This is a genomic window from Methanolobus bombayensis, from assembly GCF_017873415.1.
Classification (GTDB): domain Archaea; phylum Halobacteriota; class Methanosarcinia; order Methanosarcinales; family Methanosarcinaceae; genus Methanolobus; species Methanolobus bombayensis.
On sequence record NZ_JAGGKD010000017.1, the window covers coordinates 24909 to 44375 of the forward strand.

The 19467-nt window shown below is 40.5% G+C and carries 23 protein-coding genes and 2 pseudogenes; 13 read left to right on the plus strand and 12 right to left on the minus strand.

What is annotated here, in order from left to right; genetic code table 11:
• Positions 1 to 10: 10 nt before the first annotated feature.
• From carA to J2746_RS12920, 3 genes are read left to right on the plus strand one after another with little or no spacing between them, the layout of a single operon-like run.
• Positions 11 to 1108, plus strand: coding sequence for a glutamine-hydrolyzing carbamoyl-phosphate synthase small subunit (gene carA / locus J2746_RS12910; RefSeq protein ID WP_209621811.1), 1098 nt, complete (start codon positions 11 to 13; stop codon positions 1106 to 1108).
• Entirely contained in the window at positions 1108 to 4332 is a 3225-nt protein-coding gene (carB, locus tag J2746_RS12915) for a carbamoyl-phosphate synthase large subunit (RefSeq protein ID WP_209621814.1), read from the plus strand. The genes carA and carB overlap by 1 nt, the downstream gene beginning before the upstream one ends.
• The gene (locus J2746_RS12920) at positions 4307 to 5572 is read left to right on the plus strand and encodes an argininosuccinate synthase (RefSeq protein WP_209621816.1); all 1266 of its coding nucleotides are present in this window, start codon (positions 4307 to 4309) and stop codon (positions 5570 to 5572) included. Before carB ends, J2746_RS12920 begins: the two co-directional genes overlap by 26 nt.
• Positions 5573 to 5631: 59 nt before the next feature.
• Here the strand turns inward: J2746_RS12920 and J2746_RS12925 are convergent, their stop codons facing one another.
• The 6 genes from J2746_RS12925 to J2746_RS12950 all read right to left on the minus strand — a co-directional run bounded on the left by J2746_RS12925 (position 5632) and on the right by J2746_RS12950 (position 11157).
• Positions 5632 to 6006: a hypothetical protein gene (locus J2746_RS12925; RefSeq protein ID WP_245250164.1), complete on the minus strand. Its 375-nt coding sequence runs from the start codon at positions 6004 to 6006 to the stop codon at positions 5632 to 5634.
• Positions 6007 to 6103: 97 nt separating this feature from the next.
• Positions 6104 to 7699 carry a BCCT family transporter gene (locus J2746_RS12930; protein WP_209621818.1) on the minus strand — a complete coding sequence of 532 codons (1596 nt, stop codon included), beginning with the start codon at positions 7697 to 7699 and terminating at the stop codon, positions 6104 to 6106.
• Positions 7700 to 7845: 146 nt separating this feature from the next.
• Entirely contained in the window at positions 7846 to 8727 is an 882-nt protein-coding gene (locus J2746_RS12935; protein WP_209621821.1) for a DUF1638 domain-containing protein, read from the minus strand.
• A gap of 261 nt (positions 8728 to 8988) precedes the next feature.
• Positions 8989 to 9216, minus strand: coding sequence for a hypothetical protein (locus tag J2746_RS12940; protein WP_209621824.1), 228 nt, complete (start codon positions 9214 to 9216; stop codon positions 8989 to 8991).
• A complete protein-coding gene (locus J2746_RS12945; protein ID WP_209621827.1) occupies positions 9198 to 10667 on the minus strand; it encodes a PH domain-containing protein in 1470 nt (489 codons plus the stop codon). Before J2746_RS12945 ends, J2746_RS12940 begins: the two co-directional genes overlap by 19 nt.
• On the minus strand, positions 10660 to 11157 hold the full coding sequence (locus J2746_RS12950) for a PH domain-containing protein (protein WP_245250165.1): 498 nt from the start codon (positions 11155 to 11157) through the stop codon (positions 10660 to 10662). Before J2746_RS12950 ends, J2746_RS12945 begins: the two co-directional genes overlap by 8 nt.
• Positions 11158 to 11373: 216 nt before the next feature.
• Between J2746_RS12950 and J2746_RS15020 the strand changes: the two genes are divergently transcribed.
• The 5 genes and pseudogenes from J2746_RS15020 to J2746_RS12970 all read left to right on the plus strand — a co-directional run bounded on the left by J2746_RS15020 (position 11374) and on the right by J2746_RS12970 (position 12527).
• On the plus strand, positions 11374 to 11535 hold the full coding sequence (locus J2746_RS15020; RefSeq protein ID WP_425342654.1) for a hypothetical protein: 162 nt from the start codon (positions 11374 to 11376) through the stop codon (positions 11533 to 11535).
• Positions 11536 to 11581: 46 nt separating this feature from the next.
• A pseudogene (locus J2746_RS15025) lies at positions 11582 to 11641 on the plus strand (hypothetical protein); the annotation flags it as partial.
• Positions 11642 to 11680: 39 nt separating this feature from the next.
• Positions 11681 to 11854 (plus strand): YgiT-type zinc finger protein, encoded by a 174-nt coding sequence (locus J2746_RS12960; RefSeq protein WP_209621830.1) that lies wholly within the window; start codon positions 11681 to 11683, stop codon positions 11852 to 11854.
• A gap of 218 nt (positions 11855 to 12072) precedes the next feature.
• Positions 12073 to 12297: a type II toxin-antitoxin system HicB family antitoxin gene (locus J2746_RS12965; protein WP_209621834.1), complete on the plus strand. Its 225-nt coding sequence runs from the start codon at positions 12073 to 12075 to the stop codon at positions 12295 to 12297.
• A complete protein-coding gene (locus tag J2746_RS12970) occupies positions 12294 to 12527 on the plus strand; it encodes a type II toxin-antitoxin system HicA family toxin (RefSeq protein WP_245250166.1) in 234 nt (77 codons plus the stop codon). The genes J2746_RS12965 and J2746_RS12970 overlap by 4 nt, the downstream gene beginning before the upstream one ends.
• A gap of 98 nt (positions 12528 to 12625) precedes the next feature.
• On the opposite strand, the pseudogene J2746_RS12975 reads toward J2746_RS12970, so the two are convergent.
• A pseudogene (locus J2746_RS12975) lies at positions 12626 to 12817 on the minus strand (type II toxin-antitoxin system HicB family antitoxin); the annotation flags it as partial.
• Positions 12818 to 12995: 178 nt separating this feature from the next.
• Between J2746_RS12975 and J2746_RS12985 the strand changes: the two are divergent.
• The 3 genes from J2746_RS12985 to J2746_RS12995 all read left to right on the plus strand — a co-directional run bounded on the left by J2746_RS12985 (position 12996) and on the right by J2746_RS12995 (position 13934).
• The gene (locus J2746_RS12985) at positions 12996 to 13136 is read left to right on the plus strand and encodes a hypothetical protein (protein ID WP_209621836.1); all 141 of its coding nucleotides are present in this window, start codon (positions 12996 to 12998) and stop codon (positions 13134 to 13136) included.
• Between the two features lie 298 nt (positions 13137 to 13434).
• Complete coding sequence (locus J2746_RS12990; RefSeq protein ID WP_209621853.1) at positions 13435 to 13671, plus strand: DUF7557 family protein; 237 nt, start codon at positions 13435 to 13437, stop codon at positions 13669 to 13671.
• Entirely contained in the window at positions 13668 to 13934 is a 267-nt protein-coding gene (locus J2746_RS12995) for a type II toxin-antitoxin system RelE family toxin (RefSeq protein ID WP_209621862.1), read from the plus strand. Before J2746_RS12990 ends, J2746_RS12995 begins: the two co-directional genes overlap by 4 nt.
• A 90-nt stretch (positions 13935 to 14024) precedes the next feature.
• Here the strand turns inward: J2746_RS12995 and J2746_RS13000 are convergent, their stop codons facing one another.
• The 3 genes from J2746_RS13000 to J2746_RS14770 form a co-directional block, all read right to left on the minus strand.
• Positions 14025 to 14315, minus strand: a complete 291-nt coding sequence (locus tag J2746_RS13000) for a HepT-like ribonuclease domain-containing protein (RefSeq protein ID WP_209621865.1) — start codon at positions 14313 to 14315, stop codon at positions 14025 to 14027.
• A 51-nt stretch (positions 14316 to 14366) separates the two neighbouring features.
• Positions 14367 to 14675 carry a nucleotidyltransferase family protein gene (locus J2746_RS13005; protein ID WP_245250168.1) on the minus strand — a complete coding sequence of 103 codons (309 nt, stop codon included), beginning with the start codon at positions 14673 to 14675 and terminating at the stop codon, positions 14367 to 14369.
• Positions 14676 to 14922: 247 nt separating this feature from the next.
• Positions 14923 to 15036: a type II toxin-antitoxin system HicB family antitoxin gene (locus J2746_RS14770; RefSeq protein WP_245250169.1), complete on the minus strand. Its 114-nt coding sequence runs from the start codon at positions 15034 to 15036 to the stop codon at positions 14923 to 14925.
• A gap of 241 nt (positions 15037 to 15277) precedes the next feature.
• Here J2746_RS14770 and J2746_RS13015 point away from each other — a divergent pair, with 241 nt between their 5' ends.
• Positions 15278 to 15448, plus strand: a complete 171-nt coding sequence (locus J2746_RS13015; RefSeq protein WP_209621867.1) for a hypothetical protein — start codon at positions 15278 to 15280, stop codon at positions 15446 to 15448.
• A gap of 6 nt (positions 15449 to 15454) precedes the next feature.
• Here the strand turns inward: J2746_RS13015 and J2746_RS13020 are convergent, their stop codons facing one another.
• Positions 15455 to 18235: a tetratricopeptide repeat protein gene (locus J2746_RS13020; protein WP_209621869.1), complete on the minus strand. Its 2781-nt coding sequence runs from the start codon at positions 18233 to 18235 to the stop codon at positions 15455 to 15457.
• A 412-nt stretch (positions 18236 to 18647) separates the two neighbouring features.
• Between J2746_RS13020 and J2746_RS13025 the strand changes: the two genes are divergently transcribed.
• Positions 18648 to 18797 (plus strand): DUF4258 domain-containing protein, encoded by a 150-nt coding sequence (locus J2746_RS13025; protein ID WP_342451847.1) that lies wholly within the window; start codon positions 18648 to 18650, stop codon positions 18795 to 18797.
• 188 nt (positions 18798 to 18985) lie between these two features.
• On the opposite strand, the gene J2746_RS13030 is transcribed toward J2746_RS13025, so the two are convergent.
• Entirely contained in the window at positions 18986 to 19264 is a 279-nt protein-coding gene (locus J2746_RS13030; RefSeq protein ID WP_209621872.1) for a ribbon-helix-helix domain-containing protein, read from the minus strand.
• Positions 19265 to 19467 lie beyond the last annotated feature (203 nt).

A 19467-nucleotide genomic window follows, 5' to 3' on the forward strand; every position in this document is an offset into this window, starting at 1 on the left:
GGTTCTTAAGATGAATGCAGTATTAGGATTAGAAGATGGGACAATTATAAAAGGCACTGGTTTTGGTGCCGAAGGTATCGTTTCCGGCGAACTTGTTTTCACAACCCAATATACTGGCTATGAGGAGGCACTTACAGACCCTTCATATAAAGGCCAGATTCTTATGTTTACTTATCCTCTCATCGGTAATTACGGTGTCAGTGGCAACTGTATGGAATCCGATGGTGTAAAAGCCGAAGGTCTTGTGGTCAGGGAGGCGTGTCCCGAGCCGTCTCACCACATATCTAAAAAGACTATTTTTGAGCTTATGGAGGAAGAAGGCAAGCCCGGCATTGCAGGCGTTGACACTCGAATGCTTACCATTAAGACACGTGAACACGGAACAATGCGTGCAGCCCTCATCAATGGCAGTGATGACGGTGAGGAAGCAGTAAGACTTGCCCGTGCACAGAAGAGCATTTCCGAGATAGATTATATGTCTCAGGTAACATGTCCTGAACCCTTTAAACTTGAAAGTCCAAGCAGAGATCCCAATAACCCTATCAATGTGGTCCTGATAGATTGCGGCCGCAAGTTGAGTATTGAAAGGAGTCTGATGGCAAGGGGAATGGATGTAACGGTAGTACCCGGGAATTCATCAATTTCCACAATCGAGTCATATGATCCGGACCTTCTCTTTATCTCTAATGGTCCCGGAGACCCATTGCAGGCTCAGGATGCAATTTCTGCGGTAAAAAACTTTACAGGTGAACTTCCGGTAGTTGGAATTTGTCTGGGTCACCAGATAATCTCCCTTGCACTTGGAGCAGAAACATATAAAATGAAGTTCGGACACAGGGGGGCGAACCAGCCTGTAAAGGACCTTGAAACAGGAGTAGTGCATATTACATCCCAGAATCACGGCTTTGCCGTTGATGCTGATTCTTTTGAGGAGGCTGAGGTGACTGTAACCCAGTATAATACTAATGACAGAACAGTGGAAGGTATCGAACACAAATACCTCGATATGTTCAGTGTCCAGTACCATCCGGATGCACATCCGGGACCAATGGATTCTGAAAAACTGTTCTTTGACAGGGTTCTCAAACTTGCAGGAGGTAAGAAATAATGCCAAAACGTGAAGACATTAAGAAAGTACTCCTGATAGGTTCCGGACCTATTATGATAGGACAGGCAGCTGAGTTCGATTTTTCAGGCAGCCAGGCCTGCAGGTCACTCAGGGAAGAAGGACTTGAAGTTGTTCTTGTGAACTCAAATCCTGCAACTATAATGACCGATCCGGAAATGGCTGATGCGGTCTACATAGAGCCCCTGGAAGCCAGAGCTATTGAGAAGATCATTGCCAAGGAAAGACCTGACGGTATCATAGCAGGTCTTGGAGGGCAGACAGGTCTTAATATTACAAGTGAACTTGCTGAAGCAGGAATCCTTGAGAAGTATAACGTCAAGCTTCTTGGAACAAACCTTGAAGCGATCAAGAATACCGAAGACCGTGAGCTGTTCAAACAGACAATGGAGAACATTGGTGAAAAAGTTCCACGCAGCAAGGCCATATCCACACTCAAGGAAGCAGAAGAGCTTATTGACGAGCTTGGATTGCCACTTATCATCCGTCCGGCATATACCCTTGGTGGCGCTGGAGGAGGAATTGCACACACAAAGGAAGAACTCCTTGAGATAACTGAAAGAGGACTTCGCCGCAGTCGTATCAGTCAGGTACTTATTGAGGAAAGTGTACTGGGCTGGAAGGAATTCGAATACGAGGTCATGCGTGATGCAAATGACACCTGTATAGTAATATGTAACATGGAGAACCTCGACCCAATGGGAGTACACACAGGTGAATCCATTGTAGTTACACCATCACAGACCCTCAACGATGAAGAGCACCAGATGCTGAGAACTGCAGCTATCAAGATAATCAGGACATTCGGTATTGAAGGTGGATGTAATATCCAGTTCGCTGCAAAAGACGGTGAATATCGTATAGTGGAAGTAAATCCACGTGTCTCACGTTCATCCGCCCTTGCATCAAAGGCAACAGGATACCCAATTGCCAGGGTAACAGCAAAAATAGCAATAGGAATGGCATTGGATGAGATCCTCAACGATGTGACAAAAAAGACACCTGCATCCTTCGAGCCTACCATTGACTACATTGTTACCAAGATCCCAAGGTGGCCATTTGACAAGTTCGTCACAGCCGATAAGACCCTTACAACTTCGATGAAAAGTACCGGAGAGGTAATGGCTATTGGACGAACCATCGAGCAGTCACTGCTGAAAGCTGTACGTTCACTTGACATTGATATGGACTTTGGAAGTGACGAATGGTCGAATAACGAGATCAAGACCCTTCTCAAGACACCTACCAGTGAGCGCCTGTTCGTTATGTACCATGCACTTTGTAATGGTTTTACAATGGAAGAGGTTTCAAAACTTACAGGTATTGATATATTCTTCATCAGAAAAATGAAGAACATCGTTGATATGGAAGATACCATTAGGGAGGAAGCTTCTGCAGGAAAGTTATCCGACGAACTGCTAGAGGATGCAAAGCAAATGGGACTTACCGATGCCCGTATTGCTGAACTTGCCGGAAAGACACGCGAAGAGATCAATGACCAGAGGCGTGAGGCAGGCATCATTCCTACTTATAAGATGGTAGATACATGTGCTGCGGAATTTGCTGCAGAAACACCTTATTATTACTCATGCTACGAGCAGATGTGTGAAGCCGAGCCATCTGATCGCAAGAAGATAGTGATCCTTGGTTCAGGTCCTATACGCATAGGACAGGGAATAGAGTTCGACTACTGTACAGTACATGCAGTAGCTGCGATCCGTGAAGCAGGAATCGAAGCTCATATTATTAACAACAATCCTGAAACTGTTTCAACTGATTACGATACATCAGACAAGCTCTTCTTCGAGCCACTTACACTTGAAGATGTGATGAATGTCATCGATAAGGAGAATCCTGATGCAGTGCTTGTGCAGTTTGGTGGACAGACATCTGTGAATCTTGCACTCCCACTGGAGAAAGAGCTCAAGAGGCGTACAGATCTTAAGACAGTTATCCTTGGAACATCACCTGAAGATATTGATGTTGCAGAGGACCGTGAGAAATTCAACCTGAGGATGGGAAAGCTTGGTATCAACCAGCCTGATGCAGGTTATGCAACTTCACAGGACCAGGCTATAGAGATTGCTACAAGGATCGGTTATCCGGTACTTGTACGTCCTTCATATGTTCTCGGCGGCCGTGCAATGGAAATAGTCTATGATCAGACAGACCTTGAAAGATACATGCGTGAAGCTGTAAGGGTTTCACCTGAACATCCGATCCTTATTGACGACTTCCTTGAGGGAGCAGTTGAGATCGACGTTGATGCAGTTTGTGACGGTAAGGATGTGCTTATCGGTGCGATCATGGAACACATCGAGGAAGCTGGTGTCCACTCAGGAGATTCTGCCTGTGTGATCCCGCCACAGTCACTTTCTGAGGAAGTACTTGAAACTGTACGCGATTATACACGCAAGATCGCCCTTGCACTGAATGTTAAAGGACTTGTAAATATCCAGATGGCAAAGAGAGGAGACAAGATATATGTTCTTGAAGCAAACCCGCGTTCAAGCAGGACAATACCATTTGTTTCCAAGGCTGTAGGACTACCACTTGCAAAGATTGCAGCCCGTGTTATCATGGGAGAGACACTTGAAGAGCAGGGATATTCAACATGTGATGAGCCACAGGTCGAACATGTCTCCGTGAAGGAAGTTCTCCTGCCATTCGACAAGCTCCCCGGAGCAGACCCCCTGCTTGGTCCGGAGATGAAGAGTACCGGAGAGGTAATGGGTGTTGATCCGGATTACGGAAGGGCATTCTTCAAAGCCCAGCTAAGTGCTGACAACCTTTTACCACTTACAGGAAAGGTCTTTTTGTCAGTAAAGGATGAAGACAGGAATGAACTCCTTGATGTAGCACAGAATCTTGTGAGTGCAGGCATCGAACTTCTTGGTACAAAAGGTACGGCTGATTTCCTTTCAGAGCATGGAATAGAGATGGGAATTGTCAAGAAGGTGCATGACGGCAGCCCGAATGTCATCGATATGATGCGCAGATACGAGGTTGCACTGGTCATCAATACACCGGAAGACAAGCTCTCACGTGAGGACGGTTCAAGGATACGCCGTGCAGCAGTTGACTTCAAGGTACCTTACATCACCACTATCCAGGCAGCAATTGCAGCAGCCAACGCAATTGCAGCAATGAAGCAGGGTGAAGGCGAGGTCAAATCAATAAATGAATATCACAGGGAGATGGCCTGAGTTTTCAGGATTCCCAGGTCTCCATATTATTTTTAAGGATTACATAGGTCAGATTATTATGACAAAGAAAGTAGTACTTGCTTATTCAGGCGGGCTTGACACTTCAGTGTGCATCCCGCTTATCAAAGAAGAATACGGCTACGATGAGGTAATCACAGTTGCCGTTGATGTAGGACAGCCTCAGGAAGACGTAAAACAGGCTACAGAGAAGGCACAGAAGATCAGTGACAAGCACTTCACACTTGATGTGCGTGAGGAGTTCGTTAACGATTACATCTTCCCACTTATCAAAGCCAATGGTGACTATGAAGGATACGTAATGGGTACATCCATTGCACGTCCACTTATCGCCAAGAAGGTAGTTGAGATCGCAGAGCAGGAAGGTGCCGTTGCACTTGCACACGGCTGTACCGGAAAGGGTAACGACCAGCTTCGTTTCGAGGCTGTTTTCCGTCTTACAGACATGGATGTCATTGCACCAATGAGGGATATGAACCTCACCCGTGACTGGGAGATCGAGTATGCTAAGAAACACGGCATACCAGTAGGTGTTACAACCGCAAAGCCATGGAGTGTTGATGAGAACATCTGGAGCCGCAGTATTGAAGGTGGCAAACTGGAAGACCCTGGATTTATTCCACCAGAGGAAATCTACCAGTGGACAGTTTCCCCTGAAGCAGCTCCTGAAGGTCAGACACTTGTGATCGGCTTTGAGAACGGTGTTCCTGTATCCCTTGACGGTGAAGAGATGAACGGTGTTGACCTTATCATCAAGCTCAACGAGATCGCAGGTTCCCACGGTGTCGGCAGGACTGATATGATCGAGGACCGTGTCCTTGGACTTAAGGCACGTGAAAACTACGAGCACCCTGCAGCTACAGTTCTACTCACATCTCACAAAGACCTTGAGAAACTTGTGCTCACAAGATCAGAGCTGAAGTTCAAGAAGAATGTGGACGAGCAGTGGTCAGAGCTTGCCTACTACGGTCTTGTGGACGAACCTCTCTACGCAGACCTCAATGCTTTCATCGACAAGACACAGCAGCGTGTTAGCGGTACTGTGACCGTGAAACTACACAAGGGCAGTGTGATCATTCTCGCACGTACATCCCCGTATGCACTCTACTCAGAAGATCTTGTATCCTTTGACAGTGCAACCATTGACCAGAAGGATGCTGAGGGCTTTGCAAAGTACCATGGCTTCCAGGCAAGGATGTATAAGAAGGTTATTGAGAAATGATTCTTTTTTGATTGTGTGCCGTGGAGGCATGCATACTCTTTTTTTCTTGATTTTTGATATTAATATTTTATCCACTTGGAATATTCATTTACAAAGCATTCTACTATGTCAGCCCCGGACAGATCCTTAATATCATATTCACTTATAGTGCCGCTTCTAAGTAATATTTCCACCTTTGGAATACGTGGCTGATCCTCATCAGCATGCACAGGAAAAGCAAACTCACCTTTCTGATAGGCTCTTCCCCTTATCTCAAAATAGAATTCCTCTATCATTTCATCAGAAGTGTTATCCGCAGGAGCATAAACGGTCAGTGAAGCAGATATCAGACCGGTATCATCGACATCTATGACGGCTTTTCTTCCATATTTTTCTATCTCTTTTTTTAGATCATCATAAACAGGGAAAACAACATGTTTGAAAAAATCCCGCATATTAAGCTCTGAAAATTTCTTATGCGTTTCTTCAGGAGTCCTGTTTCTCTCATCTTCCTGCTCTACCTGAAATATATCTCTCAGTTTTCGTTTCCAGCTACTTATTTGTTTTACCCCCTAAAAGCTCGCCAACCATTTTTTTGGCTTTATTACCTGATGTATCTTCCGGTGATCTTTTTTCATGATCCGGAGTATCAATACCATCTGTTTCGGCTTTAAGTCCTTTGTAAATGCTGTAACACATCAGGATCAGGACAATACAGAAAGGTAAAGCAGTGGTAAGTGCAGCGGTTTGTAAGCCAACCAGACCCCCGGTCAATAAAAGGACTGCTGCAACCGCACCCTGTAACAGGGACCAGAATAATCTGAGAGGTTTTGCAGGTTTCGGGTCGCCTCCTGAAGAGAGAATGGAGATCACAAGAGATCCTGAATCAGAGGAAGTTACAAAAAATGTCATGACAACTATTGTTGCAAGAGCGGAACTGAGCAGAGAACCTGGTAGTTCATCCAGCAGGACATAGAGAGCTGTGGGGATACTCGTCTCCACTGCCTGAACAATTCCTCCGTTCCCGAATATCTCCATATATATTGCCGTGTTCCCGAAAACGATGATCCATATGAAGGTTACCAGTACAGGAGCTATAAGTACTCCGCGAATAAATTCTCTTATAGTACGTCCCCGGGATATACGGGCAATGAACATTCCAACAAAAGGAGACCAGGATATCCACCATCCCCAGTAGAACATGGTCCACATCTTCTGCCATTCAATACCTGTAAAGGCATCGGTCTGGAATGTAAGGAAAACAATATGCTGCAGATAATAACCTATGCTCTGAACATAGGAACTCAAAAGAAAGACAGAGGGCCCCATCACAAAGACAAAGATAACAAGTATCAGTCCCAGAAAAATGTTCATCTGACTCAATATGCGTATTCCGCGGTTCAGTCCCGACATTACTGAAGTTGTGGCTGCAAGTGTTATGAACGCGATGAGAATAATCTGATTATTTACTGATACTGACATCAGACCAAGATAATCCATACCGGAATTGATCTGCATAACACCCAGGCCAAGTGAAGTGGCAACACCGAAAAGTGTGCCGAAGATAGCCAGCACTTCGACTATATTGCCGCGTATTCCGTATATCCTGTCACCGAATATAGGGTACAGTGTGGATCGAATGGTAAGTGGCATATCATGCCTGTAGGAAAAATATGCAAGAGAAAGACCAACGATGATATAGATCGCCCATGCGTGGAGTCCCCAGTGGAAAAAGGTGAGATTCATGGCTTCGATCGCTGCTTCGATGGTTCCCGGTGGGGCATCTCTGGGAGAAGCAAGATGGATTATTGGCTCGGCAACACTGTAAAAAAGCAGACCTATCCCCATTCCCGCACTGAAAAGCATTGCAAACCAGGTAGTATCCCTGTATTCAGGTCTGTCAGAGCTTTTTCCCAGCCTTATCTTACCATAGGGACTGAAATAAAGCCAGATAACAAATAACAGGAAAAAAGCCACTGACAGAATATAGAACCATCCGAAATTGCCTACTATAAGATCCTGCACAGTTGTGAACGCTGAGGTTAACTTTTCAGTAAAAAGAACTCCTGTAAGTACAAAAAATAGCACCAGAGCTGACGATACGGAAAATACATGAAAGTTAAGCTTGAAAGCGGGTTTTCTGTCCATTAAATCGATCCTCAGGTTTGAGATAATAATGGCAGAGAACAAAATACAAAAAAGTTTCGATATTTTGGTCCAATAACACACAATAAATATTCACATGAAGTAGCGCAAAAATTTCCTTTTGCTGACATAGTGCTACCAAAATGAGATCAAACGGTTTTAACTATCTGACCTTTACTCTCGTTTCCAGCATCAGTGAATATATCCCGTGAAACAGACACCGTCGCAGATTCTATCGACCAGCCTCTCATAATAGTATCTCTGAAATCGGCATATGATTTGCTGACCAATTCCTGGTTGCCCTCTACCTCAAGAATATTCAACTGGAATATGTCAGCAAATTCTTGTATTTGTTCATGATAAGTTTCAGTATATTGTGAACCGGTGTTTATCTTCACGACACTTTCATAGCCCATGGAATCCAGAACGAATTTAGCCATATCAGTATCTTCAGCATTTTCAATGAAACCGCTGTGTTTGAACATCTCCTGCCAGTTCTGAACCCACATAGGAGTCATTACGATGGTGCTCTTTCTTTTAAAGCCGGATACCATCTTCAAAAAGGATTTTCTTCCGCCAACTACCGCACCGATACAGTCATCAACGATCTTTCCTTCATTATCTTTCAGAATCGAAATCGGACATGAGAGTTGTTCCAGATCCTTTTCTATTTTCCTGAGTACGTTGCCACACAGGCCATAGAATAAAAATATGCCATCGGAGAATTCGGAGATCTCTTTTACATTCCTGTAAACCTGCTCTCTCAGGTAGCGGGGTTCCCCATGTAATGAAAGACCAAGGATATTGATAGTTACAACATAATTAGCGGTATCTGTTGAATCGTATACCTTTGAAACATCATCTAAAGACATGATATTGTAAGAAAGACCACACTCTGTCAGCTTCTCTGTTATGCCCGAGGACTCGTCATTCTCAATAACAACTATGTCATCAATTTTAGGATCATTACATAGCGTATCAATGATCTCGTCCTCAAACATCCGGCATCCTGTTATATTGATTACTGTCATCTTTGGTCCTCTATGACATGAATTACAGATCGGAGCCTTTGACATTGGTAATACCATTTGTTTTATCGACACTGTTATTATTTACAAAACATGTGACTTTATAGATATTGTTGATAATATCAATGACTTTGATTATTTTTGCTTTATTGATTATTGCATATAAGTATGCTGTTAACGCAGTGAACTGTAAAATATAATATACAGAAAAAGCTAATAAAATTAGAACTTCAGAAATCGGGATGATCTTTAGCTGAGCCTGATCTACCAAACTATAGAATATTCTGCATCAAATCCTTCTATGTAAGTCCTGCCGGGATCAAACGCAAGTACGATATTAATGCTGATCGCACTGAATGTGACCGTATCAGATGTAGTACTTTCATAAGATGTAAACGGGTTTTGGAATCGGTGGTCAGCATAATAAGGGCAAGACACAGCTATGACAGAGAACGCAAACAATGCAATAGCTTTCAATTTCCGGAGAACCATTTCCATATCTTCTTTGCTTCCCGGTCATCAACATTATCCACATGAAATGTCTTTCCTGAAGGAGATGATAACACTGATGTACTTATATTGCTCAGATCACTTCTTCGCTGGAAAGGATTAGAACCGGATTCCAGAGACTGAATATGGTTTTTCATCATAAGGACGATATATCGGTTTATGTTACGAAAACGGAAGGTCAGTTGCTTATCATCTATGGATGTAGCTCCTGCCCTGTAACGTGAAAGTCCCAATATGAACGCAGGTAACAATAAAAACAATGCCATCCAGCCGTATGGTAATAATTGCAGGGGCAGAATAATTATAATTGCAATTCCAACTGTGCGGAAAAGATAACGTTTTCTGGCTCTTCGGGGTACTGATGTCATGGATGCGGGTATTTTATACTCCGGTAATATTTGTTCCAGAAAGGTTGCCAGTTCCCTTTTATGCAAAAGAGGACAGATAATGGTCACATATTCCTGATCCCGAAGACCTCCGCCTGCAACCTCTGAATTGATCGCACACAGACCAAAGGGCTGTCTGAACAATCCTTCCTGTATTGACAGGGCCTGTATCCTGTTGATCTTTAATGTGAATTCCTTCTGCTCTATCAGTCCCCATGAGATCTTGAGATATTCATGCTGCCTGTGTATGGTAAAGTTCGCATATTTTACCATGTAGGCAAGAACTGACACAAGCCATGAAAGTATCAGCAATGACAGTAATATTATCACGACCAAAAGTATGTCAGTGCTGCTTTCAGGGATCAGTTGTTCAATAAGAAGATCAGTGATATATTCCGGAATGTAAGGATAGAACTGAGAAAACGCAGCTGCTATAAAGGAAAATAACAGCATGAACCTTCCGGAAGTTGCCCCTGCCAGGAATATCTCCCTCATAGGTAAAACATAGCTTGCTGTTATTCCATATTCGGTGTCATGTTCTGATCCTGTGCCAGATGTCGTTTTTGTGCTTTCCTCATCAGTTGTATAAGATTTGCTTTTTGGTCCGCTCTCTAAATATGACCTGATCCTTTGTGCTTCTTCCATTTTTACCGCTTTAAGGATGACCTCGGATTCCATTCCACCGCCGGCTGTCTCTATCCGCACAGTCGCAACATCCAGTAAACGCTGCAGAAGACCGGTGCGGATATTTACGGTCTGTACCCTCTCTTTTTTGAGAGACCTCTCCTTTTTGAATACAAGACCTCGTTTTATGTGCAGGTATCCTTCTTCATAACTGTAAGTATAAAGGTACCATCTTAACGTTGAAAGCGCAAAAAAAGCAACAGCAGGAATGACTAATATCCAGATATATGAGAGAACAGCACTCAGTTCTATGTCTTCGCTTATCGACAGCAGAAACAGGAAAACAGGCGGAAGCATATAGACAAAACTTCTTACAGCTTCCATTATTATCATTAAAGGATGCTGACGCTTTATATCAGACATCTTCATCACTCACTCTGGCCAGAGCAGCTATCTCCCCCATAAGTTGTGAGGACTTTTCCTTTGAAAGTGCCGGAATCCGGTGATCCGTGGCAGCTGTTGATATCCTTAATGTGGCCAATCCGAAATATCGCATCAGAGGGCCATACTCAGTATCCACATGCTGAACTCTGATCATTGGAATGAGAGTGCGCCTTATTATGAAGATACCATGCTGTATATCTATCTCGTCTTCCCGGATATCATAACGCCAGAACCTTATCCTGAGCTGAGGTGCTATTATTGCATCCCATATGGTATAAAATGCAATAACCCCAACACCTATCCATCCCCATATATCAGGCAGGCTCCGGAAAATATCCTTTATCAGTACAAGATACACTACAGGGACGAAAAGGAGAACAAGTCCTTTCAGTATCCCTCCGATAAACCAGGCCTTCAATGCCCGCGGATCGATACGTTCAGAAGGTTCATTAGCAAGCAATGTCTTCATTCCATTTTTTGTTATTCATTTCAAAAGAACTTAATGTATGTGTCTGCATATATGTTTTATTCATTGTAATTTACAATGAAATGTGATAACATGGAAAATACAAATCAATGAGTATAGGGAGACAATAGTTCTAATACTGTTGAAAAATGATGTAGATAAAACTGGCATATTTGGTTCTTTTGCAAAAAATGAAGAAAAAAAGATAGTGACATTGATATTCTTTTTCATTTCAAAGAGAGAAAAGGTCTCTTCGATCTTGCCAGATTAGAAATGGAACTTGAGAAGGTAGCTCTGAGAAAGGTTGAGGTCATTACTTATGACTCCATAACCCCACTTATAAAAGAACGGGTCCTTAAAGAAGAAGTGAAGATATTATGAAGGATCCTTAAGTCTTTATTGTACATATAATAGACTCTATAGAAAAATAGAGGATTTCACAAACAACAAGTCTAAGGATGACTTTCTTGAAGATGTACAGCTACAGGATGCTGTTATCAGAAGGATAGAGATAATAGGTGAAGCTGTGCTTGCTATAAGGGATGCCGATGCTTTTATCTGTCAGGAATGCGGAGAGGCATATTATACACCGGAAACTTCCAGGCGTATAGATAAGGTTATGCAAAAATTCCACAATTCTTCTCTGCGAGTTCATCCGCTTGCTGCAGGAGAAATTAGTCTCAATGACATCGAGGCTTAAGAATTGTTAAGAATAGATGTGTGGTTTTAAGATAATCACGGAACTACTTGTTCCTATTCGTTTTTTAGAAGTTATGGAATGTGCCGCCTTCGGCGGAGAGGTTGCACTGGCAATAGCACACAGAAATCTAATGTGACAATTTTCCTGAGTGAAATGTTTTAATCATTCTATTCCAGAGTCCATATATAGTACAAATGTAAATATCATAGTGATTGAAAATGATGACCAGATTCACCGCATACATTGAGAAAGACGTAGAAACAGATTGTTACGTTGCAATTGTTCCGGGCATCCCAGGAGCTCATACACAGGCGGATACGCTGGATGAGTTACAGGTAAGGTTAAAAGAAGTGATCGAACTCTGTCTTGAAGAAATGGATCCAGAGGACAAAGGATACATCCCTGAGTTTGTTGGTCTTCAGCAAATAGAGGTCACCGTATGAGTAGGCTACCGCTGGTAGATGCTAAAAAAATGGAAAAGATATTGTTTCGACTCGGATTTGAAAAAACAAGGCAAAAAGGAAGTCATGCTTTTTACAAACATATTGATGGCAGGACAACTACTATCCCTTTCCATTCAAGTAAAAAGCTTGCCAGACCCCTAATAAGAGTTATTCTTAATGAGATCAACATTTCTATTGAAGAGTACAATGAGTTGATCAGGAATCTTTGATTGTGACTTTTTTCGGGAATATTAGTCCGACAGAGATGTAATACCTGTAAAATGCAACAAAGCCTGTAGTGGAAGTGTTGACAGACAATACCATGAATCTAATAGTCATATTCAATAAATGGTAATGTAAATCCTTTTCTGAGCCTGAAAACTATCCATTCATCAATTGTCTCTTCCAGGTTTTTCCTGCATTCTTCAAGAGTGTTCCCTGTGGCACACACACCATTAAGCTCAGGCACCTCACCATAGTAAGGTTCATCGTCCTCAATGAGATCATATCTGGCTTTTTCAAGAGCTGCATGAAAAGTGGCTACCTTTCAGACGAATAAGAATAAAAACCAGAACCCAACGCTTTAATGACCTTTTTTGTCAATAGAGAGGCATATCATGTAGTAATGAAGGCAAACATGAATTCGTTGTTAAGATAGGTGAAACTGTGCTTGCCATTCAGGATGTTGATGCTTTCATTTGCCAGGAATGCGAAGAAGCATATTATACACCGGAAACGTCAAGCGTATAGATAAGGTTATGCAAAAATTCCATGATTCTTCCCTACGGGTTCATCCACTTGCTGCGGGAGAGATCAGCCTCAATGAGATCGAGCTTTAAGAATGAGGAAAGGATTTTTACTAGAGGTTTTCGGAATACTATGTGTACCATACAACGTTTGACGTGTCAGAATGACACATAAGATAAGGTTGGAAACCGATTTCATCGGGAAGGGAGTCAGGCTCATTCTTATTTTGCTTATACCTTGAAGGATTATTATAATATAACAAGTCAATTTATGAATAGAGAACCCTCAAATAGCTTCGGCTTCCTTAAGTATGCATTTGCCTATGTTTGGTTGCAGGGAATCTTTCATGGTGCTAAGTTTTATATGGTATATCGGAGTAAACTTAAGTATATGGCAGGTAGCACTACTATCAAAGTCAATTCTGATCTTAAAGATGTCCTTTCTGAATTGAAACAGAATCCCCGTGAATCTTATAACGATGTAATATCAAGGCTTGTTGATATGGCATGTGATAATGATAAATTAAGTGATGAGGCTATAACAGGTCTGGAAGAGGCTCTGGAAGATATCAAAGCAGGAAGAATTCATTCTGAAGAAGCCATTATGAAAGAATTCGGATTGCTATGAGTTACAGGGTAGAATATACTGAAAGGGCAAGAAAAGAACTTCATAAATTGCCGCCAGAGGTATCAAAGCAGATAATTCTTTCTGTAAATGAATTAAAAGATAATCCATTTGCTGCTGTTAAGAAACTTAAAGGAACAAAAAGACATCCTTTGTATACCCACAGAGTGGGAGAATACCGGGTCATTCTTGATATATTGAATGACAGATTACTAATTCTGATACTTGAAATGGGCCATCGAAGTAAGATATACAGAAAATATTGATCTGATAACTGTTAAGTATCTGTCATAAGAAGTTGTGGAATGTGCCGCTTGCGGCGGAACTGTTGCTTTTGGTGGTTAATTCGCAAAAAATCAATGATTCAGCAAATCCCAAATCACTGGTTTTACTTCGGGAATCCCTTCTTTTACACTTAGCCAGACCACTTCAAGATTCACACCGAAATAAGCATGTATCAATTTGTCCCGGATTCCTGCCAGATCCTTCCAGGGAACAGATGTATATTTTTGCCTGATTTCAAAAGGGATGTTCTTTGCAGCTTCACCAATTATCTCAAGAGCTCTTATCACAGCATACTGGGTTTTGACATCTTCGGCAAACTCTTCAAAAGTACATTGGTCCACAAAGCCCTCTGCTGCTTCCATAGCATTGTAGATGTCCTGTACATAGTCCCTTACATCACGAATGCTTATCCCTCAAATTGCTTTGACTTCTTTAAGTATGTATTTGCCTATATTTGGTTTCAGCGCATCCTTCATGACAAGATCCACTTTAATTCCCAGAACATCAGAAAGATAGTTTTCCAGATGAACGAAACTGAAAATAGTAGGGGTTCGACTGAATTCCACCAGAACATCGAGATCACTTTTCGGTGTGTTCTCTCCCCGTACAAAGGAGCCAAATAGTCCTATGTAACTGACATTATATTCCTCTTCCAGTTCCGGCAGCATTTCCCGGAGCTTCTTCCTGTATATTTCAACGTCGTTCCTTTGCGCCATGTGCATCGTTAAAAATGTCTTATTTGCTTTTATATAGTAGTTTCATATGTATAATTGTTTGCCCTGTCAGAAGTATCGAATGAGATATATAATGCCTCTCTTTTAGTTTTGTTGATCAGACGTTATGGAATACGCCGCTTGCGGCGGAATGATTGCACAGGCAATGGCATAAGGAGGACAAGGATACATCCCTGAGTTTGTTGGTCTACAGCAGATCGAGGTCACCGTATGAGCAGGCTACTGCTGGCAGATGCTAAAAAGACCGTGCCATACAAACATTTAGCTCATCCTCTGCAAGGGATTCCAGACGTGCCTGTATAGCTTCTTTCATATTATCCAGTGCTTCTTCAATGCTATCACCCTGCAAAACACAACCTGGTAAACCGGAACAACTTACAATAAACCGCCTGCTTCTTCGTCTTCCTCAAGGATCACTTTAAAACGCATAATAGAGTATGGTCATTTTTTGATAAAGTAACTATAGAGATTATCGAAAAATCAAGAGGAATCATTTAGATATCTGATCTCAATTCTCTTTAGATAGAATAAAAAGGCAATTTTGATTTTATAGTCATGTAATCTTTAGTTCTATTTTTCTAGTGGAAGTTATGGAATGCTCCGCCTTCGGAGTATGGTTGTATTGTCTGATTATGCCTCACCTCACCGCAGATCCTGCCCGTGCACCAAAGCCCAATTATCGTACATGCACAGCAGTGAGCATCAGTGGGGTCTCAGCAGGAAGAAAAGATGGGACCCTTAATCCCTTCAGTTTACAATAACAAGCATCATAGATACCCTAGGAACAAAAATCTGGGCTGAAGGATCTCACAAGGCCTTGAATCGATCCTCTCGTTACTTAGTGGATTGTTCTTCTCAAGATTAAAGTCAACTTGTATTCCGGCTACATTCATACCTCTGATCTTATTTATGTACATATAGAACAGAATTAGTGTCGACATAAAGAATGACAGTAAAAGCAACTTTCCTTCCAGCATCCACCGCCCAAAGATATCTATTGCAAAATCTATGTTCCCCAAGTAAAGCAGGAATGCAGATGTTATAGTTATTACCATAAGTATGGAGGGAAATGCCCTGTAAAGTATGGTTTTTGTCTTTGCACAAAGACTCCACTTATTTTTAAATGATTGATGATTACGAAGAGCTTTGATGTTATACATATCTTCTATAATTGCCTTCCTGATAAATTTCTTCGCCTGACTATAATACCATAGTTTCCAGAAGGATGAAGTATCTGCTAATTTAGCATAGGACCACCCCAGATTGTTATAAATAGCCGATTTTGTAACAAAGTGTAATGCGATTGGATTTTTAAGTGCTTTTTTATACCATTTTATAGACTCACTATACTGCTTCTCATTTGCAGCAATATCCCCATATGCAAAGAGTACATACGGATTTGAAGGCTCCATTTCCATTGCTTTTTTAACTTCACGCATGGCATCATAGTGCAATTCATATTGCTGACTTAAGAAAAGTCCATAGCTATACCTTATTACAACATTGTTTGGGTCAGACTTGAGAGCGTTTTCGTATTCTCTTTTGCTTGCCTCTCTTTTTCTGTTTGCGGAATAGATCTGGTACTGAGCATTGATATAGGGTACTATTTCCTTTCCAGATTTGTTCTTTAGAAGGTGATAGTTGCATAGTTCTTCCTCCTCAATTGCAGATTTTGACAAAAAGTTGGCGTATGCTGCCATCAAAACAGAATATTCTGGAGCAATCTGATCTGTTTTTTCACTCTGTTTATGAATTATTTCCCACATTTCTTTCCACTGTGTTTCAGCTTCATTATTACGTCCGCAATCATTCAGGAACAGGGCATAATAAAAGCGAGCAATGAGATTCTTTTTATTCAGACTTATTGCATGCTTAAAGTGCCATTCTGCTTCCTTATCCATCCCTGTTATATCCTTGAGCAAAGCTGCATACAGAGCATATGTTAAATCATCCGGGTCGAAAGTCAATGCTCTTCTAAAACATTCTACTGCGTCGTTGGTACGTTTAGTGTCTCTAAAATAATGCAAACACTTTAAACTGTCAACATAATTGTCAATATAAATATAGGGCTTATAGATCTGTCTTTGGTACCAGCAATTAACACTGATTGATCTATGTTTTATTTTTAAATTTATTTTATTAGCACAATCAATAAGAAAATTTGATTTTAAATAAATATAGAGTTTATGTGCCAGTATTCGATGTAATTTTCGTATCAGTGTTTGGTACCAGCAATTAACACGGATTGGTTTATGCTTTCTTTTTGACTTTACTTTATTTACACAATCAATTAGAAAACTTGAATACCTGAAACGTGCCATCATTAAAGTAGGATCTTGCTTGACAGCTAAGGAAAACTGTTCTTTAGCTTCATAACTTTTTCCACAGATCTCGTAAAGAAAAGTTGCATATTTAAAATGTATCTTTGGATTGTTGCCATCAAGTTTTATTGCCTTAATAAAATGCTTTTTGGCTTCTGAAATACAAGCTTTGGCATCTTTAGCATTTTTCCCATAGAGGCAATATTCAGCCAGAAAATATGCATAATAAAAATGTACCAATTCATTATTTTGATTTGCTTTTTTTTCCAAGGCCTTTTCAAATATTTCACAAGCATCTCTTTTCCTTCCATTTTCCTTAAGGATCGTAGCGTATGTGTAGTAAGCCAGGGGGTAGTTTTTATGTGTAGTGGATCGCTTAACTGTAGTAAACTGTTTATCTGCTATATCATTATTTATTTTGACAGCATCTTTCAACTTTGCTTCGATCTCCGGTAAAATAGGCTCTTTGAATACATTTGTAAGATTGTTTTTGTAGCGATAAAGATAGATGGCGTATAATGTAAGTGCCTTTGGATTATTTCCACAATTTTTAATCATATCTTTTATCCTTTTGTCGGCCTCTATGTTTTTATCATCATCTCTAAGGAAAAGCGCATATGTATAATATGCAAGTTCAAAATCTTTTTGTGATTTAAGAACATTTTCAAAATCATCTTTCAAAACTATTTTTTTAGCTATCCTCGAATTGATATAGGTAGCAAGTATTCTGGCTTTAGATGTGTGTACTGCACTGAAAAAGTAATATTTAGCAAGAGCACGAGCCAGAGCATATGCCAGGTTGTATTCACTATCAGAAAGTTTTATTATTCTATTGAATAGCTGATCGAAATCAGGCTTTAGGATATTTAGTTTATGTGTAAAACTTTTGATACAAATATCTAATTTGGCATCTTCTTTGTATAGCTCATTACGGCAACAAGAGATTATGCAATCATTAAGAATTTCATAGAGATCTGATCTAAAATGATGCAGCTTTGTATTAATTAAAAGTGCATATACAATACATTCAATAGCACAAGCTTTTTCGGGCTCATAATCCAATCTCGATCTTAGCTTATCCGGAAATGTCTTTAATGCCGGATATATCATCAGAACCCAAAATCGATTTTGTTGTATTCTCTTTTCAATTTCACTTACATTAGCCTGAAAACCAAGAGACTCATCGTATACAGTGAGACATTCGTCAATAAACTCATTTACTTTCATGTCTCTACTCCACTCCCAATTAAGTATTAGCTTCAAATCTATATTTAACTTTCGAATTAATTTTTATTAATGAATATATTTATTTTTAAAATAGTATCATTTTAGAGATAGTTCTTTATGTATCCAACATTTTTCTTTGTCTGTGATGAAGAAATATGCCGCATGAGGCGTAAAGTTGTATTGGTCTTTATCACTTGGTTCGCTTATTTTGCTAGTTAGTATCGAGGAAATTTCTGTTTTTAACTTGCATCTAAATAGTCACATAGTGATGAATTATATTTTTTAGAAGAATAATAACAAATGTGCAAAGCAAATTTTGTAAAACACTGGCCACCGTCTGATATTATGACAGAACAAGTTACGGAAAAGATGCCAGTAGAAAAAACATCTGGTTTTACAGGATAAGTTCATTATCTCAGATCATGCAAGAACAAGAATGTTCCAAAGAAATGTCTCAACTGATGAATTGATCGAAGTTGTTAACAACTCAACTATTATAGAAGAATATCCTGAAGATAAACCATGTCCTTTGGTTCTTCTTTTAGATCTTGTGAACAATTAAGCATGTCATATAGTAGTGGCAGATTGTATTGATAATTTCAGAATAATAACCGTTTATTAACCGGCAAAAGATAAATTGGTTGAAGACAAAATAAGGATTGATAATCAATAATCCCGGATAAATGTAGTTTTTGTAAAGGCAAACTCATTTTAAGAAGGCATGTATCCATATGCAAGAGTCAAGAAATATCATTTGTTCTCCAGATCCCTGCCAACAGACGCAAGGATTTCCAGAGCTTCATCTGCCGGAACAGGCTGTTTCCAGGCATTGTGCATAAGCTCTGCTGAATGACCTGTTTCCATGAACAGTTCGGAGTGTCTTTTACTTAGATCAAAGTCTTCAAGATAGTGAACTATAGCCTTTTTTACAAGTTCTTCCCTGGAATGAGCATAACCTGCCTTTACCCGGGAATCTATCTTGCGGACCAGATATTCACCAATATTCACATCTGTAGCCGTTTCTGACATCTTAATACTAGTATTTGCCTTTAAGTAAATATAAATTCCGTTGAAGAAGAAAGAAGAGCTCTGTAGAAATCCTTCACATTCAAACAATGGTATAAGTCAATAAAATTTCGGCTTTGTAGAAAACCTACTTTCCATTTTATTTTAACATAATAATTTAAAAAGGATTAGTCCCCTTAGCATTATCTGCTACCGAAAACACAAAG